Below are 19,657 nucleotides of genomic sequence, written 5' to 3' on the forward strand. Positions count from 1 at the left end.
ACCTGGCAAGCACCTCAGGCCGCCCGGAACTCGAGGGCCCGCACCCACTTGGTGTTGTGCACCCCCGGCAGGGCCGGCACGATCACCCGCGCGGGGTAGCCGTGGTCGGCGGACAGCTCCACCCCGTTGACCCGCAGGGCCAGCAGGGAGTCCGGGTCGAGCACCTGGTTGGCCTGCAGCGCCGCCTGGCTGAACGGACCGCTGGTCTCCAGCGACTGCACCAGCGCCGATGCCGGGTCCGCCACCCCGGCCAGCGCCGCCAGGTCCCGCAGCCGCACGCCGCTCCAGCGCTGGGTGGTCGACCAGCCCTCCACGCAGGCGATGGGCAGCACCGCGGTGTGCTGGGGCAGGGCCAGCAGCTGGGCCCGGTCCAGCGTTCGGGTGCCCGCCCCGCTCAGCTCCAGCCGCCAGGACGGTCCGGCCTGGTCCGTGCTGATGCCCGCGGCGGTGGCGGTGCGGTTGACCGGGAAGTCGTTGGGGCCGTCGCCCAGGTCGCGGCCGCGGGGCAGCAGGAAGGCCAGCGGGCGCAGCGCGTCCACCGTCTGCCCCACCGACACCACCGCCACCAGCGCCGCACCCCCGCCCACCAGGCCCAGCGCCCCGCGCCGGCTGAGCGTGGCCGGGGCGGGGTCGAGGGCCACCAGCCCGTCCGGGTCGGGCGGCTCCGGGCGGGTGTCGGCGCGAGAGGTCCGCAGCACCTCGCGCAGCGACACCGAGCGCAGCGCCGTCACCAGGCGCGGCAGCTTGAGCCCCACGTGCACCACGAAACCGGCGAGGAACACCCAGGCGCCGAAGTAGTGGGCGGTGTAGAAGCTGAACCCGAACACGTAGTCGTACTGGATGTTCAGCACACCGGTGACCAGCTCGAAGAGGATGCCACCGACCAGCGCGAGCAGCGACAGCCGCTCCAGCACCTGCGCCAGGGAGCGGGCCGGCGGCCAGTCGAACAGCGTGGGCACCACCGACCACAGCTTGGCCAGCACCACCGGCACCAGCACCAGACCCAGGCCCACGTGCAGCCCCTGGTTCAGCCGGTAGAGCCACACCGGTCGGGTGGGCCACTCGAAGAACGGCAGGTGCAGCCACCCCACGTCGGCGGGGATGGCCTGGTTGAGCTGCGGACCGTAGGCGACGTAGGACAGCAGCCCGGTGACGGCGACGACCGGCAGTCCCACCAGCAGCACCAGCCCGAGCACCGACGTCAGCCACGGACCGCGCAGCGGCGAGCGCCACGCACGGGTGCGGCCCAGCCCCGGGGGCCGGTGACGTGCCAGCCCACGCCACAGGCGGGCGGGGAAGGCGAGCTCCGGATCGGTCACCCCTCCAGTGTCAGCGTGCTCGCCACCAGGGGGAAGTGCCTCAACCGCTGCCGGGCTGCGGTCGCAGCGGGGCCGTGGCGAAGGCGCTGATGCCTGGCTCGGGCTGCACCGACGCCCGGAAGCCGAGGACGCGGGCCGCCCGCTCCGGGCTGGCCACCACGTGCCGCACGTCGCCGGGGCGGTACTGGCCGGTGGTGACCGGCGCCGGCCCGCCGTGCGCACGGGAGAGCGTGGCGGCCACCTCGCCGATGGTCACCGGTGTCCCGGAGCAGACGTTGAACGGCTGGAAGCCGGCGAGCGCCGCCTCCACCGCGAGGCGGTTCGCCTGGGCCACGTCGTGCACGTGCACGAAGTCGCGTGCTTGGTGGCCGTCCTCGAACACCCGGGGCGCCTCCCCGGACTCCAGCGCCGAGCGGAACAGTGCTGCGACCCCGGAGTAGGGAGTGTCGCGCGGCATCCGCTCGCCGTAGACGTTGTGGTAGCGCAGGGCGGTGACCGCCCCGGTGGTGGCCAGGCTCCAGGCCAGTGCGTAGTGCTCCTGGGCGAGCTTGCTGGCGGCGTAGGTGCTGCGCGGGCGCAGCGGGGCGTCCTCGTCCACCGGCGCCCAGTCCACCCGCTCGGCGCAGCGAGGACAGGCACTGTCGAAGCGGCCGGCGTCGAGGTCGGCCGTGGTGCGCGGCGACGGCTCGACCTCGCCGTGCACCGGGCAGGTGTAGCGCCCCGCGCCGTAGACCACCATGGACGAGGCCAGCACCAGCCGCACACACCCGGCCCGCGCCATCGCGGCGAGCAGCACGGCGGTGCCCAGGTCGTTGTGGTCGGCGAACATCGGTGCGTCGGCGGCATCGACCCCGGCGCCGACCATGGCCGCCTGGTGGCACACCACGTCCACCCCGTGCAGCGCCGCCGCCAGCGCCCCGGCGTCCCGCACGTCCAGGCGCCGCACCCCGTCCGGCGTGGGCGCCTGCTCGCCGTGGGCGAGCGGCAGCATCGCGTCGACCGCCACCACCTCGTGCCCGCCTGCCGCCAGCGCGTCCCAGACGTGTCCCCCGATGAAGCCGGCTGCGCCGGTCAGCAGTACCCGCATGGGCTGAGGCTAGGCAGTTCTCCGCGACCAGGCGGTTCGGCGTGGCCGGCACGGCCGAACGGCCAGGTCCCCGGTGCGGGGTCCTGGCCGTTCGGCTGGGGCGGTGCTCAGCTGGTGCAGCCGAGAGATCAACCGATCCCGGCGACATCCTTGGCGATCGAGGCCAGCTGCGTCTGGCTCGCGGAGACGACGCCACTGCGGTTCTTGTGGGCCTCCTCGTAGGCGATGATCGTCCGGACGTCGTCCGGGTCGCTCAGCTTCTTGATCGCGGCCACGGCCTTGGTGATGGTCATCGAGTCGTAGCCCTTGATCGGCAGCTCCGACGCGCTCAGCTGACCACTGCTCTTGCGGCTGTCGTGCACCGCCTCGGCAGCGTTGGAGTTGCCGTCGCGACGGGCCACCTTCTCGGCCTGGCGCATGCTGGCGTCTCGGCCGGCAGCCACCGCCTCGCGGGCAGCGTCGGTGACGTCGCCGGCCTTGTCCGCGACGTCGCTGGCGCGATCGGCCACGTCGTCAGCGAAGTCCTCGGCCTTGCTGCGGGTCTGCTTGACCGTGGCCACGGCGCGGTTGAGGCCATCGGCGGACCAGCGCGCCGGGCTGTTGACGATGCGGGTGGCCGTGCCGGCGACCGCCTGCAGCGGCGTGGGACGCAGCGCGGTCGGCCCACCCAGCGCCTCCTCGGCCAGCACCGTGCTCAGCCAGTCGATGGTGGCCTGGTGGGCCACCTCGAGGCGCTCGGCCAGGGTGCGCACGCGCGCCATGTCGGCGCTGGTGGCCAGCACCTTCAGGTAGCGGGCGCGGTCGAAGAGCTGGTGCTCCAGGGACAGGTCCTCCAGCAGGGCGCCGTCCAGCGGCTCCGCCTGCTCGACGACGGTCTTGACCATGGCCGCCAGCCGGCCAAGCAGCGGGGACACCACGTCGGGCACGCCGCCCACGTCGCGGAGCACACGCTCGATCTGCAGGGCGCGGGTACGGGAGTTCTTCTCGTTCTCTGCCAGCTCGCGGCGCACCGCATCGGTGCGCGCCTGGGCCTGCCGAGCCTGGGCGATCTGGGCCTCGGTGTTGGTCAGCTGCAGCAGCATGCGGAGCTGGGTGATGATCTTGCCGGTGTCATTGTCGGACACGTTGGTCGTTCCTCTCTTCAGCAATCCAAAGGGTGGGGACGGACGGGCTCTCGACTGAACTCCTGTTCGTACATTTGCAGTGTTGTCGCGCCTCCGCGCGACGAAGTGGCGCATCCCACGTGCCGTGGTGCTGGACAGAAACAGCGTTGACCTGCGCTGACCGGGCGAATGGGTGCGTTCAGCGTCGAAGGAGAGCCCGGTGGCGGATCCACGCGAGTCGCCCGCCCCCGACCGGCAGACCGCCTAGAGTGCCCCCGAGCGACCTGGGGGCGGAACGTCCTGCGGAGCAGTGCTTCTTCCTCGCGCTCAGGTGAGTCGCAGCAGGGAGGCGGGAGCCCGTGGGAGCACGCCAGGAGGCCGACGGCGCCCGCTCGGCCACCAGTCCGCCGACGTTCGGCGACGTGCTCCGGGTGCGGGAGTTTCGCTGGCTGTGGTTCGCCGACATCCAGTCCATGTTTGGCGACCAGCTCGCTCGCGTGGCGCTGTCGGTGCTGGTGTTCAGCGAGACCGGGTCAGGAATCCTCACCGCCGGCGTCTACGCCCTCACCTACCTGCCGGCGCTGCTCGGCAGCATCCTGCTGGGCACGCTCGCCGACCGCCTGCCCGTCCGCCGCCTGCTCGTTGGCGGCGACCTGCTGCGCGCAGGCCTGCTGGCGCTGATGGCCCTGCCCAGCATGCCGCTGGCAGTGGTGGCAGCCCTGCTGGTGGTGTCCGTCCTCGTGGGCACCCCGTGGCGAGCCGCCGAGACCGCACTGGTGGCGGAGGTCCTCGACGGAGAAGGGTTCGTCCTCGGTACCAGTCTTCGGATCGCCACCACCCAGGGCAGCCAGCTCCTCGGGTTCGCGGTCGGCGGCGCGGCAGTGGCCGCCGTGGGGGCGCACACCACCCTGGCGGTGAACGCCGCAACCTTCGTGGTGTCTGCCGTGCTGATCCGGTTGCACGTGCAGGCCAGGCCGGCGGCCCGGCACGGCGTGCCCGCCGGGAGCCACGGCTGGGTCGACGGTCTCACCCTGGTGTTCCGGACTCGCCGGCTGCGGTCCCTGGTGGGGCTCGCGTGGCTGGCTGGTGTGTTCGTCGTTCCCGAAGGGCTGGCGGCCCCGTACGCGGAGTCCCTCGGCGGCGGCGCCCGCACCGTGGGTTTGCTGCTGGCCGCGGGCCCCGCTGGCGTCCTGCTGGGATCGCTGTTGTTCGTGCGCCTGCTGCCGCACCGGCTGCGCACCGCCCTGGTGGGACCGTTGGCCGTGGCCGCGGGCGTGCCGCTGCTGTTCTGCGGCCTGCAACCAGGCCTGGAGGTCACCCTGCTGCTGTGGGCCGTGTCTGGCCTCTGCTCGGCCTACCAGGTGCAGATCGTCGTGGAGTACGTGCTGGCGGTGCCCCGCCCGCAGCGGGGCCAGGCCATCGGCATCGCGTCGGCCGGCCTGCTCGCCGCGCAGGGTGTCGGTCTGCTGGTCGGGGGTCTGGCCGCCGAGCTGTGGAACGTCTCCGTCGCTGTTGCCGCCGCAGGCGCTCTCGGGGTCGCCCTGGCCGCCCCGCTGGCGCTGCGCCGGGCACGGTCCACCGACGTGGTGGCCGAGGCGCCGTCCGTGGCGTCCCCACCTCGTGGCCCTGCGGTGACGGAACAGCCCGGCTGAGACGCGCTGCCCACCAAGACGCGCTGGCCACTGAGACGACGGCGTGCCCCGGCGAGATCACCGGGGCCCCGCCGTCGTGCCTCAGTCCCACTCGAATCCGCGCACTCGCATCACCTTCCTGTCTGATCCGCTCGCACAAACATCACTCCGCCCATCAGCCCCACTCGAATCCACGCATTGCCGGCACCCCCTTCCGCACTGCTGCACGCCTTTGCTGGACAATTCTTGTCAGCCCCACTCGAAGCCACGCATCGCACTCACCTCCTCAGCTTCCTCGCCGAGCCACAGCTCGGACTGGACACGGGACACGCCCCCACGTCGCTCACCAGGCGGTACGGAAGCAGCCACTCACGCCGTGGCCGTGCACCCAGGACGCCTCGGGACGCGCCAGCTCACTCGTCAGCCCCACTCGAAACCGCGCATCAAGGTCACCTCGCTCTCCAATCAGGGCAGCACTCAGTGCACTGTCAGCCGCCATTGAACAATGGCGCATCCAGTCACCTTCCGGCCCAATTGTGCGACTTTTTTCGCCGATGTGGTGGAGGTGCTGGATTGGTCGACTCGCGCGTGTCGGTGCCCTGCCAGCGCCACCGCCACCGCCAGGGACCGCGCCTCCGGCAAAGCCGAATCCCGCTGGCGGCCAAGCCCTGCTGACGCTCCTGCCCAGACGGGAACTTCACCCACCTGGCTCAGCCCTGCTGCTGTATCGTCAGCCGGGCGCAGGGGGAACTGCTCACATCCAGTGGCAGCCACGAAGGTGCGCCGGACTGGGGGCGGTCGCTCGTGATCACTCAGTCCGGCATCGGCGATTCCGCGCCCCGGTCGTTGATCACGTGGTTTCGCGAGTGGCAGCTGTGGACCCTGCCGCGTAGCGCGCGCTGGTTCATCGTCGGCGTGGAGATGTTCACTGTCGGGTTGACCGTGTTCATCACCGTCGACAGCGAGCAGCGCTCCGGGGTGCCGTCACACTTCCTGCTGCTGGCCAGCATGGGCATTCTCTACGGCGAGGCCGCCGATCGGATCGAGCGGTTCAAGCGCTACCTCGGCAGCGACCGCATCTGGTCCAACCACAAGTCGGTCTGGGCGTTCGCCGGCGCACTGAGCCTGCCGGCCGGGTACGCAGCCATTCTGCTGATGCTGGTGTACGGCCACCATCTCCTGCTGTGCCACCGACACCGTTCTGCCCGGCCGCACCGCCTCATGTTCACCACGGCCACGATGGTCCTGGCCACCCTCGCGGCGTCGGGGGTGCTCAACCTCGCTGGCGGCAGCCTCTTCAACGGCGGACTCCTCTCTGCCGTCACCACGTTGGGTGCCCTCGCGGTCTTCCCCGTGGTCAACCTGGGCGTGCTGATGGCGGGCATGGGCCTGGCCAGCAAACCCACCCGACTGCGCACCCTGCTCCCGGACCGGGAGAGCGTGGGCTTCGAGATGATGACGCTGGGGCTGGGCCTGGTCACCGCGCTGTTCGTGCTGCACATGCCCTGGCTCACCCCGTTGGTGCTCGGCCTGCTGACTGGACTCCACCGCAGCTCGTTGGTGAAGGAGCTGCAGGTCGCAGCCAGCACCGACTCCAAGACCGGGCTGCTCAACTTCACCGCGTGGCAGGAGCGCTCTCGGGAGGGCCTCAGCCGCGCCGCCCGCGCCCGGGTGCCGGTCAGCGTCATCCTCATCGACCTCGACCACTTCAAGCTGGTCAACGACAACCACGGCCACCTGGTGGGCGACCGGGTGATCCGCGAGGTCGCCGGAGTGCTGCGCGTGGAGCTGCGCGGCCACGACCTCCTGGGCCGATTCGGCGGGGAGGAGTTCGTGGTGCTCCTCGAGGGACCCACGCTGCGCCAGGCCACCGAGATCGCCGAGCGCATCCGGGCGTGCATCCCTGCGAGCAGCATCGCCGGCACCCCGGTGACCGCCTCGGTAGGGGTGGCCTTCTGCCCGCGCCCCCACGGGGTCACCGTCGAGCAGCTGCTCGAGGTGGCCGACACCTCGCTCTACGCAGCCAAGCGGGCGGGCCGCGACCGCGTCGAGATCGCCAGCCACACCCCCACCTCGCTCGCCAGCTAACCAACCAGCGTGCGGCGGCTACGGCAGCGTGATGGGCAGGGTGATGCCGTCGTGCACCCGCACGCACGGGCAGTCCCGCTTCGTGGGTGCGGCCGCGATCGCCGCACGCACCAGGTCCTTGAGCCGGCCGATGTTGCGGCCGAACTCGGCGAACACGTCCACCGCCCGCACGCCGGACCCGGCGGTGATGCCGGCGTCCAGGTCGGTGACCAGCGCGATCGGGGTGTAGCAGAGGGCCAGCTCCCGAGCCAGCACCGCCTCGGGGTGCCCGGTCATGTTCACCAGGCTCCATCCCTGCGCGGCGAACCACTGGCTCTCCGCCCGGGTGGAGAAGCGCGGGCCCTCCACCACCACCATCGCCCCGCCGGGGAGCACGCCCGGCTGCAGGGCCGCTGCCTGCAGGTCGGGGCAGTACGGGTCGGCGAACTCCACGTGCACGCCGCCGCCGTCGAAGTAGGTGTGCGCGCGCCCAGACGTGCGGTCCACGAGCTGGTTGGGCACCACCACCGAGCCCGCGGGCAGCTCCGGCTGCAGGCTGCCCACCGCGCACGGGGCGAACACCTGCCGCACCCCGACGCTGCGCAGCGCCCAGAGGTTGGCCCGGTGGTTCACCTTGTGCGGCGGGTACTCGTGGTCAACGCCGTGGCGCGGCAGGAACGCGACCTGTCTGCCCGCCACTTCACCGATGGTGATGGGTCCGCTCGGAGCCCCGTACGGGGTCTCCAGGGTGACCGTGTCGGCGTCGTCGAAGAACGAGTAGAACCCGCTCCCGCCGATCACCGCGACCAGATCCTGCACTGACTCACACCTCCGGGTAGCGGTTGTCTCCGGTGACGGCACGCCTCGGCGGCTCGCCACCCACGCACGCACCCTGCCACGACCGGCGTCGAGCGGCTCCGCGCATCCGGACAAGCAGCGCGAATCGACGCTGGTGGAGCGACGTCGACCCGTGGCGGCGGGCGTGCGCCACAAGCGCAGCCATCATCGTTACCCTCCAGTGGTGCCAGGCGACCAAGGCGTTTCCCCGTCAGCGCAGCGCCAGCGCTGGATGCGGGTGCTGCGCTGGGTCGCCGGCACCGCCCTCGTCGTGGTGCTCGCCGTCGAGGTGGTGCTGCTGGCACCGTCGTTGCGCGACGCCTGGCAGCGCCTCGGCGACGTCAGCTGGTGGTGGGTGGCCGCGTCGATCACGGCACAGGCACTGTCCATGAGCGCGTTCGGCCGGTTGCAGCGCACCCTGCTGACCGCCGCCAAGGTCCCGGTGCGCCAGCGTGACTCCACCGCCGTGGTCTACGCCGCCAACGCGTTGAGCGTCAGCCTGCCCGGTGGGCCGCTGTTCTCCACCACCTTCACCTTCCGGCAGACCCGCAAGTGGGGGGCGAGTCGCGTGGTGGCCTCGTGGCAGCTGGCCATGAGCGGGGTCCTCGCCACCGGGACCCTTGCCCTGGTGGCCGTCACCGGCGGCCTGCTGGCGGGCAGCGCCTCCAACATCGCCGGCCTGGTCACCGCCATCGTCCTCGCCCTGGTCCTCATCCTCGGTGTCCGCCTCCTCGTCACCCGGCCCAGCCTCCTGGTCACCATGGCGCGCCCGCTGTTCCACGGCTGGAACGCCGTGCGCGGACAGCCCGCCGACAAGGGCATGGAGCGCGTCGGGGAGATCCTGTCGCAGCTGGAGGCGGTGCAGCTGCGCGTCCCCGATCTGCTGCGGGCCTCCTGGTGGGCCCTGGCCAACTGGATCGCCGACGTCGCGTGCCTGTGGGCGGCCTGCCTGGCCGCCGGGGCCAACCCCAGCGTGGGCGGGGTGCTCATCGCCTTCACCGCCGGCAAGATCGTCTCCAGCGTGCCACTGCTCCCGGGCGGGCTGGGCATCGTCGACGGCACGCTCACCGCCACCCTCGTCGCTGCGGGACTGCCCGCTGTCACGGCGCTGCCCGCCGTGGTCGTCTACCGGCTCATCAGCTTCCCCCTGGTGGCGGCCGCAGGCTGGCTGGTCTTCGCGGTGCTCTTCCGCTCCACCAACCTCGATCCGGACGACGAGGACCCCGAGGGCGACGGCCCGCACTGACGATGGCGAACAGCGGGGCCACCAGCAGCCAGTCGGTGCCGTGGGAACAAGTCGGAGCGCCGGCCTGTTAGTATTGTTGAAAGTTCAACCACGCACCTGGAGGCACTCATGACGTCCACCCTCGCCCTGCCCGACCTGTCCGTCGGCACCTGGACCATCGACCCCACCCACTCGAGCGTCTCGTTCAGCGTGCGCCACCTCATGGTGAGCAAGGTGCGGGGCTCCTTCCACACCTTCAGCGGCACCATCGAGGTCCCCGCCGAGGGCACCCCGACCGTGAGCGCCGAGATCGCCGTCGACTCCTTCGACACCGGCAACGCCCAGCGCGACGGCCACGTCCGCTCCGCGGACTTCATGGAGGTGGACAAGTACCCGACCATCACCTTCCGCTCCACCGGGGTGCAGGGCTCCGGCTCCGAGTTCACCCTCGTCGGCGACCTCACCATCCACGGCGTGACCAAGTCGGTCGAGCTCGCCGTGGAGTTCAACGGCGTCAGCCCGGGCATGGGCAACGGCCCCGTCGCCGGCTTCGAGGCCAGCACGGAGATCAGCCGCAGCGCCTTCGGCATCGACATGGAGATGCCCCTGGAGGGCGGCGGTGTCGTGCTCGGTGACAAGGTGAAGATCACCATCGAGATCGAGGCCGGCCCGCAGGCCTGACCACTGCGGACGCCCAGCGCCGTCCGCCGCGCTCCGAAGCCGCCCGCCCCCACCGTCGTTGGGTGCGGGCGGCTTCGTGCTGCGCGGCACCGCGCGGAGCCCACCACTAGGCTCGCGCCATGTCCTTGACCCGTGGCCTCGGCCCGCTCGCACGTCCCGCCCAGGGCCGCCTCAACGGCGACATCTGGTCGGCACTGCCCGCGCACGCGCTCTACGCGCACCCCGAGCCGCGCCGGGTCACCGCCGTGCTGGACGGCACCACGGTGCTGAGCACCGACCGCGCCGTCATGCTGCACGAGACGGGCCTGCCGCCGGTCTGGTACCTGCCCGTGGACGACTTCAGCATCGGCGTGCTGGAGCGCAGCGACACCCGTACGCACTGCCCGTTCAAGGGCGACGCCGGCTACTACAACCTGCGGGTGGGTGGGCGGCTGGTCCCTGACGCCGCCTGGTTCTACGCCGACCCGCTGCCCGGTGCCGCCGCCGTGGCGGGGATGTGCTCGCTGCGGACGGACGCCGTGGACGAGTGGTACGAGGAGGACCAGCAGGTCTTCGGCCCCCCGACCGACCCCTTCCACCGGGTGGACGCGCGCCCGTCCAGCCGGCACGTGGTGGTGCGCCACGGTGAGACCGTGCTGGCCGAGAGCCGGCACCCGGTGGCGCTGTTCGAGACCGGCTTCCCCGCCCGCTTCTACCTGCCCGAGGCCGACGTGCGCGCCACGCTGCGGGAGAGCGACACCTCCACCGTCTGCCCCTACAAGGGCACTGCGTCCTACTGGAGCCTCACCGGCCCCGATGGCGACGTCGAGGACGTCTGCTGGAGCTACCCGGAGCCGCACGCCGAGGCCGCCGCGGTGGCCGGGCTGCGCTGCTTCGCCGGTGCCGGCGTCACCACCACCGTTGACGGCGTCGAGCAGTGACCTGCTGCCGGTGGTAGGGGCGCCACGATGAAGGGCACCTTCACCGAGCGGGTGGACGGTTTCCAGCGGCGGCACCGGTGGGCCGGGTACCCGCTGGCCGTGGTCTACAAGTTCTTCGACGACCAGGGCAACTACCTCGCCGCACTCATCGCCTACTACGCCTTCGTCTCGCTGTTCCCGCTGCTCTACCTGTCCTCCACGGTGCTCGGCTACGTCCTCTCCGATGACGTCCAGCTGCAGCAGCAGCTGATCGACTCCGCGGTGGGGCAGTTTCCGGTGATCGGCGACCAGCTGCAGCACCCCGACCGGATGACCGGCGGGTTCGTCCCCGTCAGCATCGGCGTGCTCGGCTCCCTCTACGGCGCCTCCGGGGTCGCCCAAGCCACCCAGCACGCGATGAACACCGCCTGGGGGGTGCCGCGCAACAACCGGCCCAACCCCTTCGCCGCTCGCGGGCGCAGCGTCCTGCTCATCGCCACCGTGGGCCTGGCCGTGCTGGGCATCACCGCGCTGTCCATCTTCGCCCGCTACGCCGACGGCTTCGGCATCCGCGGGCCCGGGGTGGGCACCTTGCTGATGCTGACCACCGTGGTGCTGAACAGCTGGATCTTCTCGCTGACCTTCCGGCTGGCCAGCACCCGCAAGCTCACGCTGCGCAACGTCCTGCCCGGGGCGGTGGCTGCCGCCGTGGCCTGGCAGCTGTTGCAGGTGTTCGGGGCCACCTTCGTCCAGCGGGTGATCGCCCGGGCCAGCGCCATCAACGGTGTCTTCGCCCTGGTGCTCGGGCTGATCGCCTTCCTCTACATCGCGGCACTGGTCGTGGTGCTGTGCGCGGAGGCCAACGTGGTGCGGGTGGACCACCTCTACCCGCGGGCACTGCTCACGCCCTTCACCGACAACGTCGACCTCACCGCCGGGGACCGCCGGGTGTACACCACGCGGGCGGAGGCCACCCGGCACAAGGGCTTCGAGGACGTGACGGTGACCTTCCAGCAGCCCCCAGCGCGGTCGGAGCCGAAGACCGGGGAGAAACCGCAGCAGCGTCCGGGACCGAAGCCCTGACCGGGGCGGACCTGGGCGGACCGGCCCCGTCAGCCGCAATAGCCAAGGGACGCAAAGTAATCCCTTTGGTAACAATTTTCCCCGTTGTCACTTTGGTACCTCTAGTGTCACGTTCATGCAGATCTCGCTCCGCGCGGCGCGGCGCCGCCCCCGAGCCACCGTGGCCACGCTCCTGGCCGGCCTGATGGTCCTCGTCGCCGCCGGAGTGGCCACCGCAGCCATCAGCGGACCCGACGTGTCCAGCCACCAGCACCCCAACGGGGCGAGCGTGGACTGGGCCAAGGTGAAGACCAACGGGCGCGAGTTCGCGTTCGTGAAGTCCACCGAGGGTGTGGGCTACACCAACCCCTACTTCACCAAGGACTGGGCGGCCATCAAGGCCAACGGGATGGTGCGCGGCACCTACCACTACGCCCGCCCGGACCGGGTGCCCGGATCGGCGGCGGCGCAGGCCCGCTACATGGTCTCGGTGGCCGGCACCATGCAGGGCGCCGGCGAGCTGGCTCCGGTGCTCGACCTCGAGGACTCCGGTGGTCTCACGCCCCCCGAGCTGGTGGCCTGGGCCCGCACCTGGCTGGAGACCATCACCTCGCTGACCGGTCGGACGCCGATCATCTACACCTACCCGTACTTCTGGCGCTCGGCGATGGCCAACAGCACCGCGTTCACCAAGTACCCGCTGTGGATCGCCGACTACAACGGCGCCTCCGCCCCCAAGACCCCGTTGCCCGGCGGCTGGACGAGCTGGACGTTCTGGCAGTACACCGACCGCGGCACCATCCCCGGCGTGAGCACCGGGGTGGACATCTCCCACTTCTGTTGCGACTCCGGCACCCTGGCCTCGCTGTCCAACGGCGGCGTCGGCGGCAAGCAGTCCGTCGGAGCCCCCTCGGCCATCCTCGCCCACCACCAGGCCCTCGGCGGCACCCGCTCCTACCTGGGCGCGACGACCAGCAGCGAGTACGCGGTGCCGGGCGGGCGGGCGCAGAACTTCGCCGGCGGCGTCGTCTACTGGTCGGCAGCCACCGGCGCCCGCGCGGTGCGCGGCGCGATCCTGGAGCAGTACCTGGCCCTCGGGGGCCCGTCCTCGCCGCTCGGCCTGCCCGTCACCGACGAGCTGTCCACGGCCGACGGCGCCGGTCGGTACAACAACTTCGCCAGTGGTGGGGCCCTGTACTGGTCGCCGAAGACCGGCGCGCGCGAGGTGCGCGGCGACATCGACAAGAAGTGGGGCGCACTCACGTGGGAGGCGGGCCCGCACGGCTACCCGGTGACCAACGAGCTGGGCACGCCCGACGGCAAGGGCCGCTACAACCACTTCCAGCAGGGCTCGATCTACTGGACGGCCACCACCGGGGCCCAGTCGATCCGGGGTGACATCAAGCAGAAGTGGGCCGCGCTCTCGTGGGAGGCCGGTGTGCTGGGCTACCCCACCACCGACGAGCTGGGCACTCCCGACGGGCGCGGGCGGTACAACCACCTGCAGGGCGGGTCGATCTACTGGACGCCGACCACCGGTGCGCACGAGGTGCGCGGGGCGATCAAGCAGGCGTGGTCGGCGCAGGGCTGGGAGCGTGGCGCGCTGGGCTATCCCACCAGTGGTGAGCGCGCCGTGCCCGGCGGCCGCCAGAGCGACTTCCAGGGGGGCTCGCTGTTCTGGGACGCGGCGACCGGCGTGGTCAGCACCCGCTGACCGAACGCACCCCGGACGAAGGACCGCCCCCCGCGCAGCACGCGCGGGGGGCGGTCTCTCGCCGCTGTGGTGTCTCAGCTGTGGTGTCTCAGCTGCGGGCGACGCGGACGTGCAGCCGAGTCGCCAGCTCGGAGCCGTCCAGCGCCGAATCCACCTCCTCGCGCACCCGCTCCGCGGCGTCGCGCACGGTGGCCAGGTCAGCGCTGGGGTCGACCGTCGCCGTGAGCACGATGGTCGGCCGGCCCCGGTCGAGGCTGGCCCGGCCGGTCGCGGAGCGCACCCCGTGGGTGGCGCCGAGCGAGCTGGCGGCGGCGTTGGCCACCGCCCCGACGTCGGCGCGCAGGATGCCTCGGGTCCCGCTGCCGGGCAGCCGGATCTCGGTGAGGCGGGCGCGCGGCACGTGCGCCGCCAGCCACCACAGGCCCAGCAGCACGAGCACCACGCCGGCGGCGCCGGCCGCCCACGGCCACCAGCCCTGCTCGGTGGCGGTGACGATCCACGAGGCCTGCAGGGCGTCCTGCGCCCAGGGCAGCTCGTCGGCCTGCCACAGGATGCCCAGCACGCCGAGCGCCACCAGCGCAGCGCCGATGACGAACGCGAAGAACCGGTCGATGCCGACCGTCACCCTGCTCACGAGGCACCCCCGTCGTGGCTGATCTTGGTGCGCACCTTCACGCTCGGTCGGCGGTCCAGCGCCTGCAGGCGCGTGCTGACCGCCTCGGCCACCGACTCCCGCAGCGCGTCCGCCTCCTTGCGGGCGGCCGTGATGGTCACCGTCACCCGCCGTCGGCCGGTGGTGGCGCGGGCGGTGGTGGTGCCGGCGACGTCGTCCGCGGTGGCCGCGGCGATGCGGGAGACGTCCCGGGGCCGCATCCACAGGCTGCCGTCGCTGGTGATCTTCAGCTCGGTCCGCCGGCGGGGCTTGAGGGCCAGGTAGAGCCACCAGAGGCCCACCAGGATGGCCACCACGCCGACCGGAACCATCCAGGTCTGCGGGGTCAGACCGTCAACCCAGTCGCCGAGCTCGGCCACCCACGACTCACCGTCGAGCGCGTCGCTGCCGAGCACGGCCTCACGGATGCCCACCAGTCCGATGACGATGACGACGCCGGCCAGGAAGATGCCCACCGACGCTGCGCCAGGAGCGGCCACCGGGGTCCGCCCGGCCAGCCCCGGACTTGCCGCCTCGCTGCGGTGCCGCCCGGTGCGCTCCTCCTGGTCGGCGCCGGCAGCAACTTCTGCGCCGGTGCCGCCCTGCGCGGCCGCGGCGGTCACTGGACCGTCCTCGGTGCCTCGGCGAGGTCGGTGTGCACCACGTCGTCCACCCGGACGTCGACGCGGTCCACGGTGAGGCCGGTGTACTCGCCGAGCTGGTCGGCGACCTGGTCGCGCACGGCAGCGGTCACGGCCGCCACCGACCGCGGCCACTCGGTGGCGATGTTGACCTTCACCCGGACGTGGCCGCCGCTGACGTTGCTGTCCACCTTGGGCAGTCCGCGCCCGGTCATCCAGCCCAGCCCGCTGGACTGGCGGACCACGCCCTCGGTGTGCAGGGCGGCGTACTCCGCCACCCGGTTCACCGCCCGGTCGTGCACGGTCAGCGAGCCGCGCTCCCCAGGTTCGGCGGTGGCGGTCGAGGAGCGGTCCGTGACCGGGTGCTCAGCCACGGTTGCGCCCGCGGAAGAGCTCACCCAGGTCGAGCTTCCCGTCGTAGTGCGCGCCGACGGCGACACCGAGGATCCCCAGCACGATGGCGATGAGGAAGCCGCTGAAGCCGCCCGCAGCCGCGGCGATTCCGAGCAGCAGTCCCGCGTACAGGCCAGTGGTGGTGACGTTCATGCTGTGCTCCAAGGTTGGGGTGAGCTCGGTCGAGCGATCTCGGTGAGCGGGTCGGCCCCGGGCACCGCCACGTCCTCGACGACCACGTCGACCGGTCCGTCGATGAGCGCGGCAGCGGCGCGGCGCACCGCCGCGGCGACCTCGTCGATGTCCCGGCCGTAGACGACCGTGACGTGCACCGTGGTGGTGCCGGTGTCGGCAAGCCGGATCCCGGCCACCTTGCGCCCGGGCAGGTAGGTGGCGGCCTCACCGAACATGCCGCCGTGCAGGCCCGCCACCCCCGGCACCGCGAGCACCGCCGCAGCCAGCTGGTCGGCGCGGTCGGGCGGTGGCGGAGCGGACTCGCCGGCGGCAGCCTTGCCCGCCGGGGATCCGTCCGCCCGTGGTGCGGTCACTGCACCCGGGACGGCGTGTCCTCGCCGTTGTCGTCCTGCCCGTCGTTGAGGTACACGTCGTGGACGTCGATGTTGACCTCAGTGACCTCGAGCCCCGTCATCCGCTCGACCGCGCCGATGACGTTGCGACGGATGCCTGCGGCCAGCTCGGCGATGCCCACGCCGTAGTCGGCCACGATGTCGATGTCGATGGCGGCCTGGCGCTCGCCGACCTCCACGGCCACGCCCTGGGCGTGGTTGATGCGCGCTCCGGGGATCCGCTCGCGCAGCGCCCCCACTGCGCGGGACGCGCCGCCGCCCACCGCGTGCACCCCGGCAACCTCGCGGGTGGCGATCCCGGCGATCTTGGAGACCACGGTGTCGGCGATGGTGGTCTTGCCGGTCGAGGTCGCGAGTGGCGACGAGGACTCGCGGGAGCTGACGTCCTTGCTGGTGCTGACGCCCTGGGTTTCGGTCATCGTGCGATCTCCTTAGTCGGTGCGGCGCCAGCGTCACTGCTGAGGCACGGGCTGCTGCCCGCCTGCGCGCACGCTGACGGGCAGTCCCTGAGGTTACGGTTCACGGCCCGCCACCGCTGGGGGAAGGCGCCGGTCGCGCGCTCCGCCGCTGAGTACACGCCGGACACCTCCCCCGCATCGCGGTCTCGTCCTGCGAGTGCCCATGGGCAGCGCTACTTTCGGGACGGCCGTCAGGTTCGCACCGGCGGCTGGTTTCCACGGCGAGGCGCTGCCAGCAACCGGGCGCCCCCACCCACGCGAGGACGACAGGAGAGCCGATGAGCAACGAGCTGGACGGAAAGCGGATCGCCATCCTGGCCGCCGACGGTGTCGAGCAGGTGGAGCTGGTGCAGCCGCGCGACGCCGTGGCGGCCGCCGGAGCCCAGGTCACGCTGGTCTCTCCCAGCGCAGGCAAGATCCAGGCGATGAACTCCGACATCCACCCTGCGGACAGCTTCGCGGTGGGCGCGGTCACCGCGGACGTCTCCGCCGAGGATTTCGACGGCCTGATCCTGCCCGGCGGCACGGTCAACCCCGACAAGCTGCGCATGGACGAGGACGCGGTCCGCCTGGTGCGCGACATGGCCGCGGCCGGCAAGCCCATCGGCGCCATCTGCCACGGGCCGTGGACGCTGATCGACGCCGGGGTGGCTCAGGGCCGCACGCTGACCTCCTACCCGAGCCTGCGCACCGACCTGCGCAACGCGGGCGCCACCGTGGTGGACGAGGAGGTGGTCACCGACAACGGCCTGGTCACCAGTCGCAACCCCGGTGACCTGGACGCGTTCTGCGCGAAGATCATCGAGGAGTTCGCCGAGGGCGTTCACGAGGTCACGGCATGAGGCTGCGGGTGGACGAGCCGGCGCACGCGCTGGAGAAGCAGGCCAGCCTGGACCAGCCGGCGGGGCTCTACGCGGCCGCCATCGAGAAGCTGCTGCCCCGCGGACCGGTGCGCGACGCGCTGCACGGGGTGTGGCTGGGGCACCCGCTGCACCCAGCACTGGTACAGCTCCCGGTCGGCGCGTTCGCCAGCGCCGTGATCCTGGACTGGCTGCCTGGCGACCGACGCGACGCCGACACCCTGCTCGCGGTGGGGCTGCTGGCCAGCGTCCCCGCCGCGGTGACCGGCGCCGCCGACTACAGCCAGGGCCAGCCCGACCAGCAGCGGGTGGGCCTGGTGCACGCCGCCGCCAACGGCGTCGCCAGCCTGCTGTACCTGGGCTCGCTGGCGCAGCGTCGTCGAGGACGTCGCACCGCGGGTCGGCTGACCGCGCTGGCGGGCTTCGCGGTGTCCGGGATCGCCGCCTCGCTGGGAGGGCACCTGAGCTTCAGCATGGCCATGGGCGCCAACCGGGCGGAGGGCGTGCCGGACGTCGTGCCCAGCGGCAGCACCGACCTGGGTCCGCTCACCGAGCTGCCCGAGGGCGAGGCGGTCCGCCGGATGATCGGCCCGGTGCCGGTGATGGTGCTGCGCCAGGACGACGCCGTGCACGTGCTGGCCGACCAGTGCTCGCACGCCGACGGGCCGCTGCACCAGGGCACCGTGAGCCGTGACGCCGCGGGCGAGCTGTGCGTGGAGTGCCCGTGGCACGGCAGCGTCTTCGCCCTCGCCGACGGTGCCGTGCGGCGCGGGCCGGCGACGGCAGACCAGCCGGTGTTCGACACCCAGGTGGTGGGCGGCCGGGTGCAGGCGACGCTGCGGTCCTGATCGGACTCTGGCCGAGCTGCGTCGCCACCCTCCGCGAATCGCCTGTGCTGCATCGGGTCCAGCCGTCCGTGCGGCCGGAGGATGCGATCGAATAGTGATCTGACATCACTTTCAGTAGTCGTATGATCGCCATTCGGAGCACTTCTCGAGCGCTGCACGGATGGAGAACGCGATGAGAGCACGGAGCGCGACCACAGCCCTGGTGCTGGCGGGCGGACTGGCGCTCAGCGCCTGCTCCTCCAGCGACGACACCTCCGCCTCCCCCGCGCCGGCGCCCAGCAGCGCCGCCGTGCCCTCGGCCGCGGCAACCAGCACTGTGGGGGCGCCCAGCAGCACCCCCTCGGCGACCACGCCCGCGCCACCACCGGTCACCACCGGCTCCACCTCCGCCACCCCGGTGAAGCCGGCCGCCTCCGGCTGCGCCCCGACCGGCGGCGGCGCACCCGTCACCGCCAGCACCCGTGAGGTGATCGACGTGGACGGGGACGGCCGTCGCGACACCGGGTGGCTCGACCGCGGCACCACCCTCGGCATCACCACCGCCTCCGGGGCCACCTTCAGCCTGCCCGTCGACCTGGCCGGTGGCGGGTCCCGCTCTGCGCTGGTGGCCGACCCCGACGGCCGCGGCAGCACCATCGCGGCCCTGGTCAGTGACGGCCGGACCGTGGAGCTGTTCGTGGTGCGCAACTGCGGGCTGTTCCCCGCCCACAACGCCCAGGGCGAGACCTACCGGTTCGACCTGGGCCTGCGTGGCAACGGCACCGGGGTGGGCTGCTCGCAGGTGCAGGGCAGCAGCGGCCGCACCCTGGTGGGGCTCAACCAGCGCCTGGACGACTCCGGGCAGTCGGTGGACGTCACCCGTACCCAGGTGTTGATCGAGGGCACCTCGGCCCGCAACGGAGCCAGCGACACCGTGGCGGCCCTGCCGGGATCCGGCGCGGCCGACACCGCCAGTGGCGTCACCTGCGGGGACCTGAGCATGGCGACCGACGGGATCCGCGAGCGCGGCTGACGCGTGGTGCCACCCGTGGCCAGCACTGCTGCAGGACAACAGCTGGCGGGCTACGGTGGGACGTACTGCACGTCCGGCACATCGGGCGCGCTTCCGGCACAGCGACGTGAAGGAGACCTGTCATGGGACTTGCGGACAAGGCACAGAACAAGGCCGAGGAGCTCGGCGGCAAGGCCAAGGAGGGCGCCGGCAAGGCGACCGACGACAAGGACCTGCAGGCCGAGGGCAAGGGCGACCAGGCCAAGGGCAACCTGAAGCAGGCCGGCGAGAAGGTCAAGGACGTCTTCAAGGACTGAGCCGTCGGCGAAGTACGCAGAACGGCCCCCGTCCGTGGACGGGGGCCGTTCTGCGTCTGAGTCAGGTCAGTAGTAGTGCTTGCGGCCACCGACCGCGCGGCCCGCGGCACCGAGGGCGAAGAGCACGATGCCGACGACCAGGAGCACGGCACCGATGGTGGTGAGAACAGGCACGCTGACCAGCAGGCCGATAACCAGAAGGATGACGCCAAGGGTGATCATGACTCTCCTTTGTCAATGTCGGACAGACCCGAACGGGCCCACCCGGAGCGGTACGAACCGGAT

At 72.1% G+C, this 19,657-nt stretch carries 23 protein-coding genes; 11 read left to right on the top strand and 12 right to left on the bottom strand.

Going from position 1 to position 19,657, the window contains the following annotated elements; all coding sequences use genetic code 11:
* Window positions 1–14 precede the first annotated feature (14 nt).
* The 3 genes from AC3YO9_RS03915 to AC3YO9_RS03925 form a co-directional block, all read right to left on the bottom strand.
* Window positions 15–1,286 carry a molybdopterin-dependent oxidoreductase gene (locus tag AC3YO9_RS03915; protein ID WP_489982569.1) on the bottom strand — a complete coding sequence of 424 codons (1,272 nt, stop codon included), beginning with the start codon at window positions 1,284–1,286 and terminating at the stop codon, window positions 15–17.
* A gap of 73 nt (window positions 1,287–1,359) precedes the next feature.
* Complete coding sequence (locus AC3YO9_RS03920; RefSeq protein WP_489982207.1) at window positions 1,360–2,406, bottom strand: NAD-dependent epimerase/dehydratase family protein; 1,047 nt, start codon at window positions 2,404–2,406, stop codon at window positions 1,360–1,362.
* 128 nt (window positions 2,407–2,534) lie between these two features.
* Window positions 2,535–3,530 carry a ferritin-like domain-containing protein gene (locus tag AC3YO9_RS03925; protein WP_489982208.1) on the bottom strand — a complete coding sequence of 332 codons (996 nt, stop codon included), beginning with the start codon at window positions 3,528–3,530 and terminating at the stop codon, window positions 2,535–2,537.
* Window positions 3,531–3,868: 338 nt separating this feature from the next.
* Between AC3YO9_RS03925 and AC3YO9_RS03930 the strand changes: the two genes are divergently transcribed.
* Window positions 3,869–5,161, top strand: a complete 1,293-nt coding sequence (locus tag AC3YO9_RS03930; protein WP_489982209.1) for an MFS transporter — start codon at window positions 3,869–3,871, stop codon at window positions 5,159–5,161.
* Window positions 5,162–6,061: 900 nt separating this feature from the next.
* Complete coding sequence (locus AC3YO9_RS03935) at window positions 6,062–7,228, top strand: GGDEF domain-containing protein (protein ID WP_489982570.1); 1,167 nt, start codon at window positions 6,062–6,064, stop codon at window positions 7,226–7,228.
* Window positions 7,229–7,246: 18 nt separating this feature from the next.
* Here AC3YO9_RS03935 and AC3YO9_RS03940 read toward each other — a convergent pair whose 3' ends face one another.
* Window positions 7,247–8,017 carry an S-methyl-5'-thioadenosine phosphorylase gene (locus AC3YO9_RS03940; RefSeq protein WP_489982571.1) on the bottom strand — a complete coding sequence of 257 codons (771 nt, stop codon included), beginning with the start codon at window positions 8,015–8,017 and terminating at the stop codon, window positions 7,247–7,249.
* Between the two features lie 211 nt (window positions 8,018–8,228).
* Here AC3YO9_RS03940 and AC3YO9_RS03945 point away from each other — a divergent pair, with 211 nt between their 5' ends.
* From AC3YO9_RS03945 to AC3YO9_RS03965, 5 genes are all read left to right on the top strand, one after another.
* A complete protein-coding gene (locus AC3YO9_RS03945; RefSeq protein WP_127784418.1) occupies window positions 8,229–9,290 on the top strand; it encodes a lysylphosphatidylglycerol synthase transmembrane domain-containing protein in 1,062 nt (353 codons plus the stop codon).
* 108 nt (window positions 9,291–9,398) lie between these two features.
* The gene (locus AC3YO9_RS03950) at window positions 9,399–9,950 is read left to right on the top strand and encodes a YceI family protein (RefSeq protein WP_127784419.1); all 552 of its coding nucleotides are present in this window, start codon (window positions 9,399–9,401) and stop codon (window positions 9,948–9,950) included.
* Between the two features lie 119 nt (window positions 9,951–10,069).
* A complete protein-coding gene (locus AC3YO9_RS03955) occupies window positions 10,070–10,870 on the top strand; it encodes a DUF427 domain-containing protein (protein WP_489982210.1) in 801 nt (266 codons plus the stop codon).
* Window positions 10,871–10,897: 27 nt separating this feature from the next.
* On the top strand, window positions 10,898–11,932 hold the full coding sequence (locus tag AC3YO9_RS03960; RefSeq protein ID WP_489982211.1) for a YihY/virulence factor BrkB family protein: 1,035 nt from the start codon (window positions 10,898–10,900) through the stop codon (window positions 11,930–11,932).
* A 115-nt stretch (window positions 11,933–12,047) separates the two neighbouring features.
* Complete coding sequence (locus tag AC3YO9_RS03965) at window positions 12,048–13,625, top strand: GH25 family lysozyme (protein WP_489982212.1); 1,578 nt, start codon at window positions 12,048–12,050, stop codon at window positions 13,623–13,625.
* A gap of 88 nt (window positions 13,626–13,713) precedes the next feature.
* Here the strand turns inward: AC3YO9_RS03965 and AC3YO9_RS03970 are convergent, their stop codons facing one another.
* The 6 genes from AC3YO9_RS03970 to AC3YO9_RS03995 are packed head-to-tail and all read right to left on the bottom strand — an operon-like array spanning window position 13,714 to window position 16,317.
* Entirely contained in the window at window positions 13,714–14,259 is a 546-nt protein-coding gene (locus AC3YO9_RS03970) for an Asp23/Gls24 family envelope stress response protein (RefSeq protein ID WP_127784421.1), read from the bottom strand.
* Window positions 14,256–14,900: a DUF6286 domain-containing protein gene (locus AC3YO9_RS03975; protein ID WP_489982213.1), complete on the bottom strand. Its 645-nt coding sequence runs from the start codon at window positions 14,898–14,900 to the stop codon at window positions 14,256–14,258. The genes AC3YO9_RS03970 and AC3YO9_RS03975 overlap by 4 nt, the downstream gene beginning before the upstream one ends.
* Entirely contained in the window at window positions 14,897–15,292 is a 396-nt protein-coding gene (locus AC3YO9_RS03980; protein ID WP_489982214.1) for an Asp23/Gls24 family envelope stress response protein, read from the bottom strand. The genes AC3YO9_RS03975 and AC3YO9_RS03980 overlap by 4 nt, the downstream gene beginning before the upstream one ends.
* Window positions 15,285–15,464 carry a hypothetical protein gene (locus tag AC3YO9_RS03985; RefSeq protein WP_164860687.1) on the bottom strand — a complete coding sequence of 60 codons (180 nt, stop codon included), beginning with the start codon at window positions 15,462–15,464 and terminating at the stop codon, window positions 15,285–15,287. Before AC3YO9_RS03985 ends, AC3YO9_RS03980 begins: the two co-directional genes overlap by 8 nt.
* Complete coding sequence (locus AC3YO9_RS03990; protein WP_346773858.1) at window positions 15,461–15,859, bottom strand: hypothetical protein; 399 nt, start codon at window positions 15,857–15,859, stop codon at window positions 15,461–15,463. The genes AC3YO9_RS03985 and AC3YO9_RS03990 overlap by 4 nt, the downstream gene beginning before the upstream one ends.
* Entirely contained in the window at window positions 15,856–16,317 is a 462-nt protein-coding gene (locus AC3YO9_RS03995; protein WP_127784424.1) for an Asp23/Gls24 family envelope stress response protein, read from the bottom strand. Before AC3YO9_RS03995 ends, AC3YO9_RS03990 begins: the two co-directional genes overlap by 4 nt.
* 317 nt (window positions 16,318–16,634) lie before the next feature.
* Here AC3YO9_RS03995 and AC3YO9_RS04000 point away from each other — a divergent pair, with 317 nt between their 5' ends.
* Together AC3YO9_RS04000 and AC3YO9_RS04005 are read left to right on the top strand one after the other, a co-directional pair.
* On the top strand, window positions 16,635–17,198 hold the full coding sequence (locus AC3YO9_RS04000; protein ID WP_489982215.1) for a type 1 glutamine amidotransferase domain-containing protein: 564 nt from the start codon (window positions 16,635–16,637) through the stop codon (window positions 17,196–17,198).
* Window positions 17,195–18,064: a Rieske (2Fe-2S) protein gene (locus tag AC3YO9_RS04005; protein ID WP_489982216.1), complete on the top strand. Its 870-nt coding sequence runs from the start codon at window positions 17,195–17,197 to the stop codon at window positions 18,062–18,064. The genes AC3YO9_RS04000 and AC3YO9_RS04005 overlap by 4 nt, the downstream gene beginning before the upstream one ends.
* Before the next feature lie 111 nt (window positions 18,065–18,175).
* Here AC3YO9_RS04005 and AC3YO9_RS04010 read toward each other — a convergent pair whose 3' ends face one another.
* The gene (locus AC3YO9_RS04010; RefSeq protein ID WP_489982217.1) at window positions 18,176–18,514 is read right to left on the bottom strand and encodes a hypothetical protein; all 339 of its coding nucleotides are present in this window, start codon (window positions 18,512–18,514) and stop codon (window positions 18,176–18,178) included.
* 25 nt (window positions 18,515–18,539) lie between these two features.
* Between AC3YO9_RS04010 and AC3YO9_RS04015 the strand changes: the two genes are divergently transcribed.
* Both AC3YO9_RS04015 and AC3YO9_RS04020 read left to right on the top strand, forming a co-directional pair.
* Entirely contained in the window at window positions 18,540–19,076 is a 537-nt protein-coding gene (locus tag AC3YO9_RS04015; protein WP_127784428.1) for a hypothetical protein, read from the top strand.
* A 122-nt stretch (window positions 19,077–19,198) separates the two neighbouring features.
* Entirely contained in the window at window positions 19,199–19,372 is a 174-nt protein-coding gene (locus tag AC3YO9_RS04020) for a CsbD family protein (protein ID WP_127784429.1), read from the top strand.
* A 66-nt stretch (window positions 19,373–19,438) separates the two neighbouring features.
* Here AC3YO9_RS04020 and AC3YO9_RS04025 read toward each other — a convergent pair whose 3' ends face one another.
* Window positions 19,439–19,594, bottom strand: coding sequence for a DUF6131 family protein (locus tag AC3YO9_RS04025; protein WP_164860688.1), 156 nt, complete (start codon window positions 19,592–19,594; stop codon window positions 19,439–19,441).
* Between the last annotated feature and the right edge of the window lie 63 nt (window positions 19,595–19,657).

Source organism: Rhodococcus sp. Z6_132 (assembly GCF_058133635.1).

Coding starts and splice junctions, on each gene's coding strand:
- AC3YO9_RS03920 (WP_489982207.1), bottom strand. CDS start 2,406: ATGCGGGTACTGCTGACCGGCGCAGCCGGCTTCATCGGGGGACACGTC.
- AC3YO9_RS03935 (WP_489982570.1), top strand. CDS start 6,062: ATGTTCACTGTCGGGTTGACCGTGTTCATCACCGTCGACAGCGAGCAG.
- AC3YO9_RS03950 (WP_127784419.1), top strand. CDS start 9,399: ATGACGTCCACCCTCGCCCTGCCCGACCTGTCCGTCGGCACCTGGACC.
- AC3YO9_RS03955 (WP_489982210.1), top strand. CDS start 10,070: ATGTCCTTGACCCGTGGCCTCGGCCCGCTCGCACGTCCCGCCCAGGGC.
- AC3YO9_RS03960 (WP_489982211.1), top strand. CDS start 10,898: ATGAAGGGCACCTTCACCGAGCGGGTGGACGGTTTCCAGCGGCGGCAC.
- AC3YO9_RS03965 (WP_489982212.1), top strand. CDS start 12,048: ATGCAGATCTCGCTCCGCGCGGCGCGGCGCCGCCCCCGAGCCACCGTG.
- AC3YO9_RS03985 (WP_164860687.1), bottom strand. CDS start 15,464: ATGAACGTCACCACCACTGGCCTGTACGCGGGACTGCTGCTCGGAATC.
- AC3YO9_RS03995 (WP_127784424.1), bottom strand. CDS start 16,317: ATGACCGAAACCCAGGGCGTCAGCACCAGCAAGGACGTCAGCTCCCGC.
- AC3YO9_RS04000 (WP_489982215.1), top strand. CDS start 16,635: ATGAGCAACGAGCTGGACGGAAAGCGGATCGCCATCCTGGCCGCCGAC.
- AC3YO9_RS04005 (WP_489982216.1), top strand. CDS start 17,195: ATGAGGCTGCGGGTGGACGAGCCGGCGCACGCGCTGGAGAAGCAGGCC.
- AC3YO9_RS04020 (WP_127784429.1), top strand. CDS start 19,199: ATGGGACTTGCGGACAAGGCACAGAACAAGGCCGAGGAGCTCGGCGGC.
- AC3YO9_RS04025 (WP_164860688.1), bottom strand. CDS start 19,594: ATGATCACCCTTGGCGTCATCCTTCTGGTTATCGGCCTGCTGGTCAGC.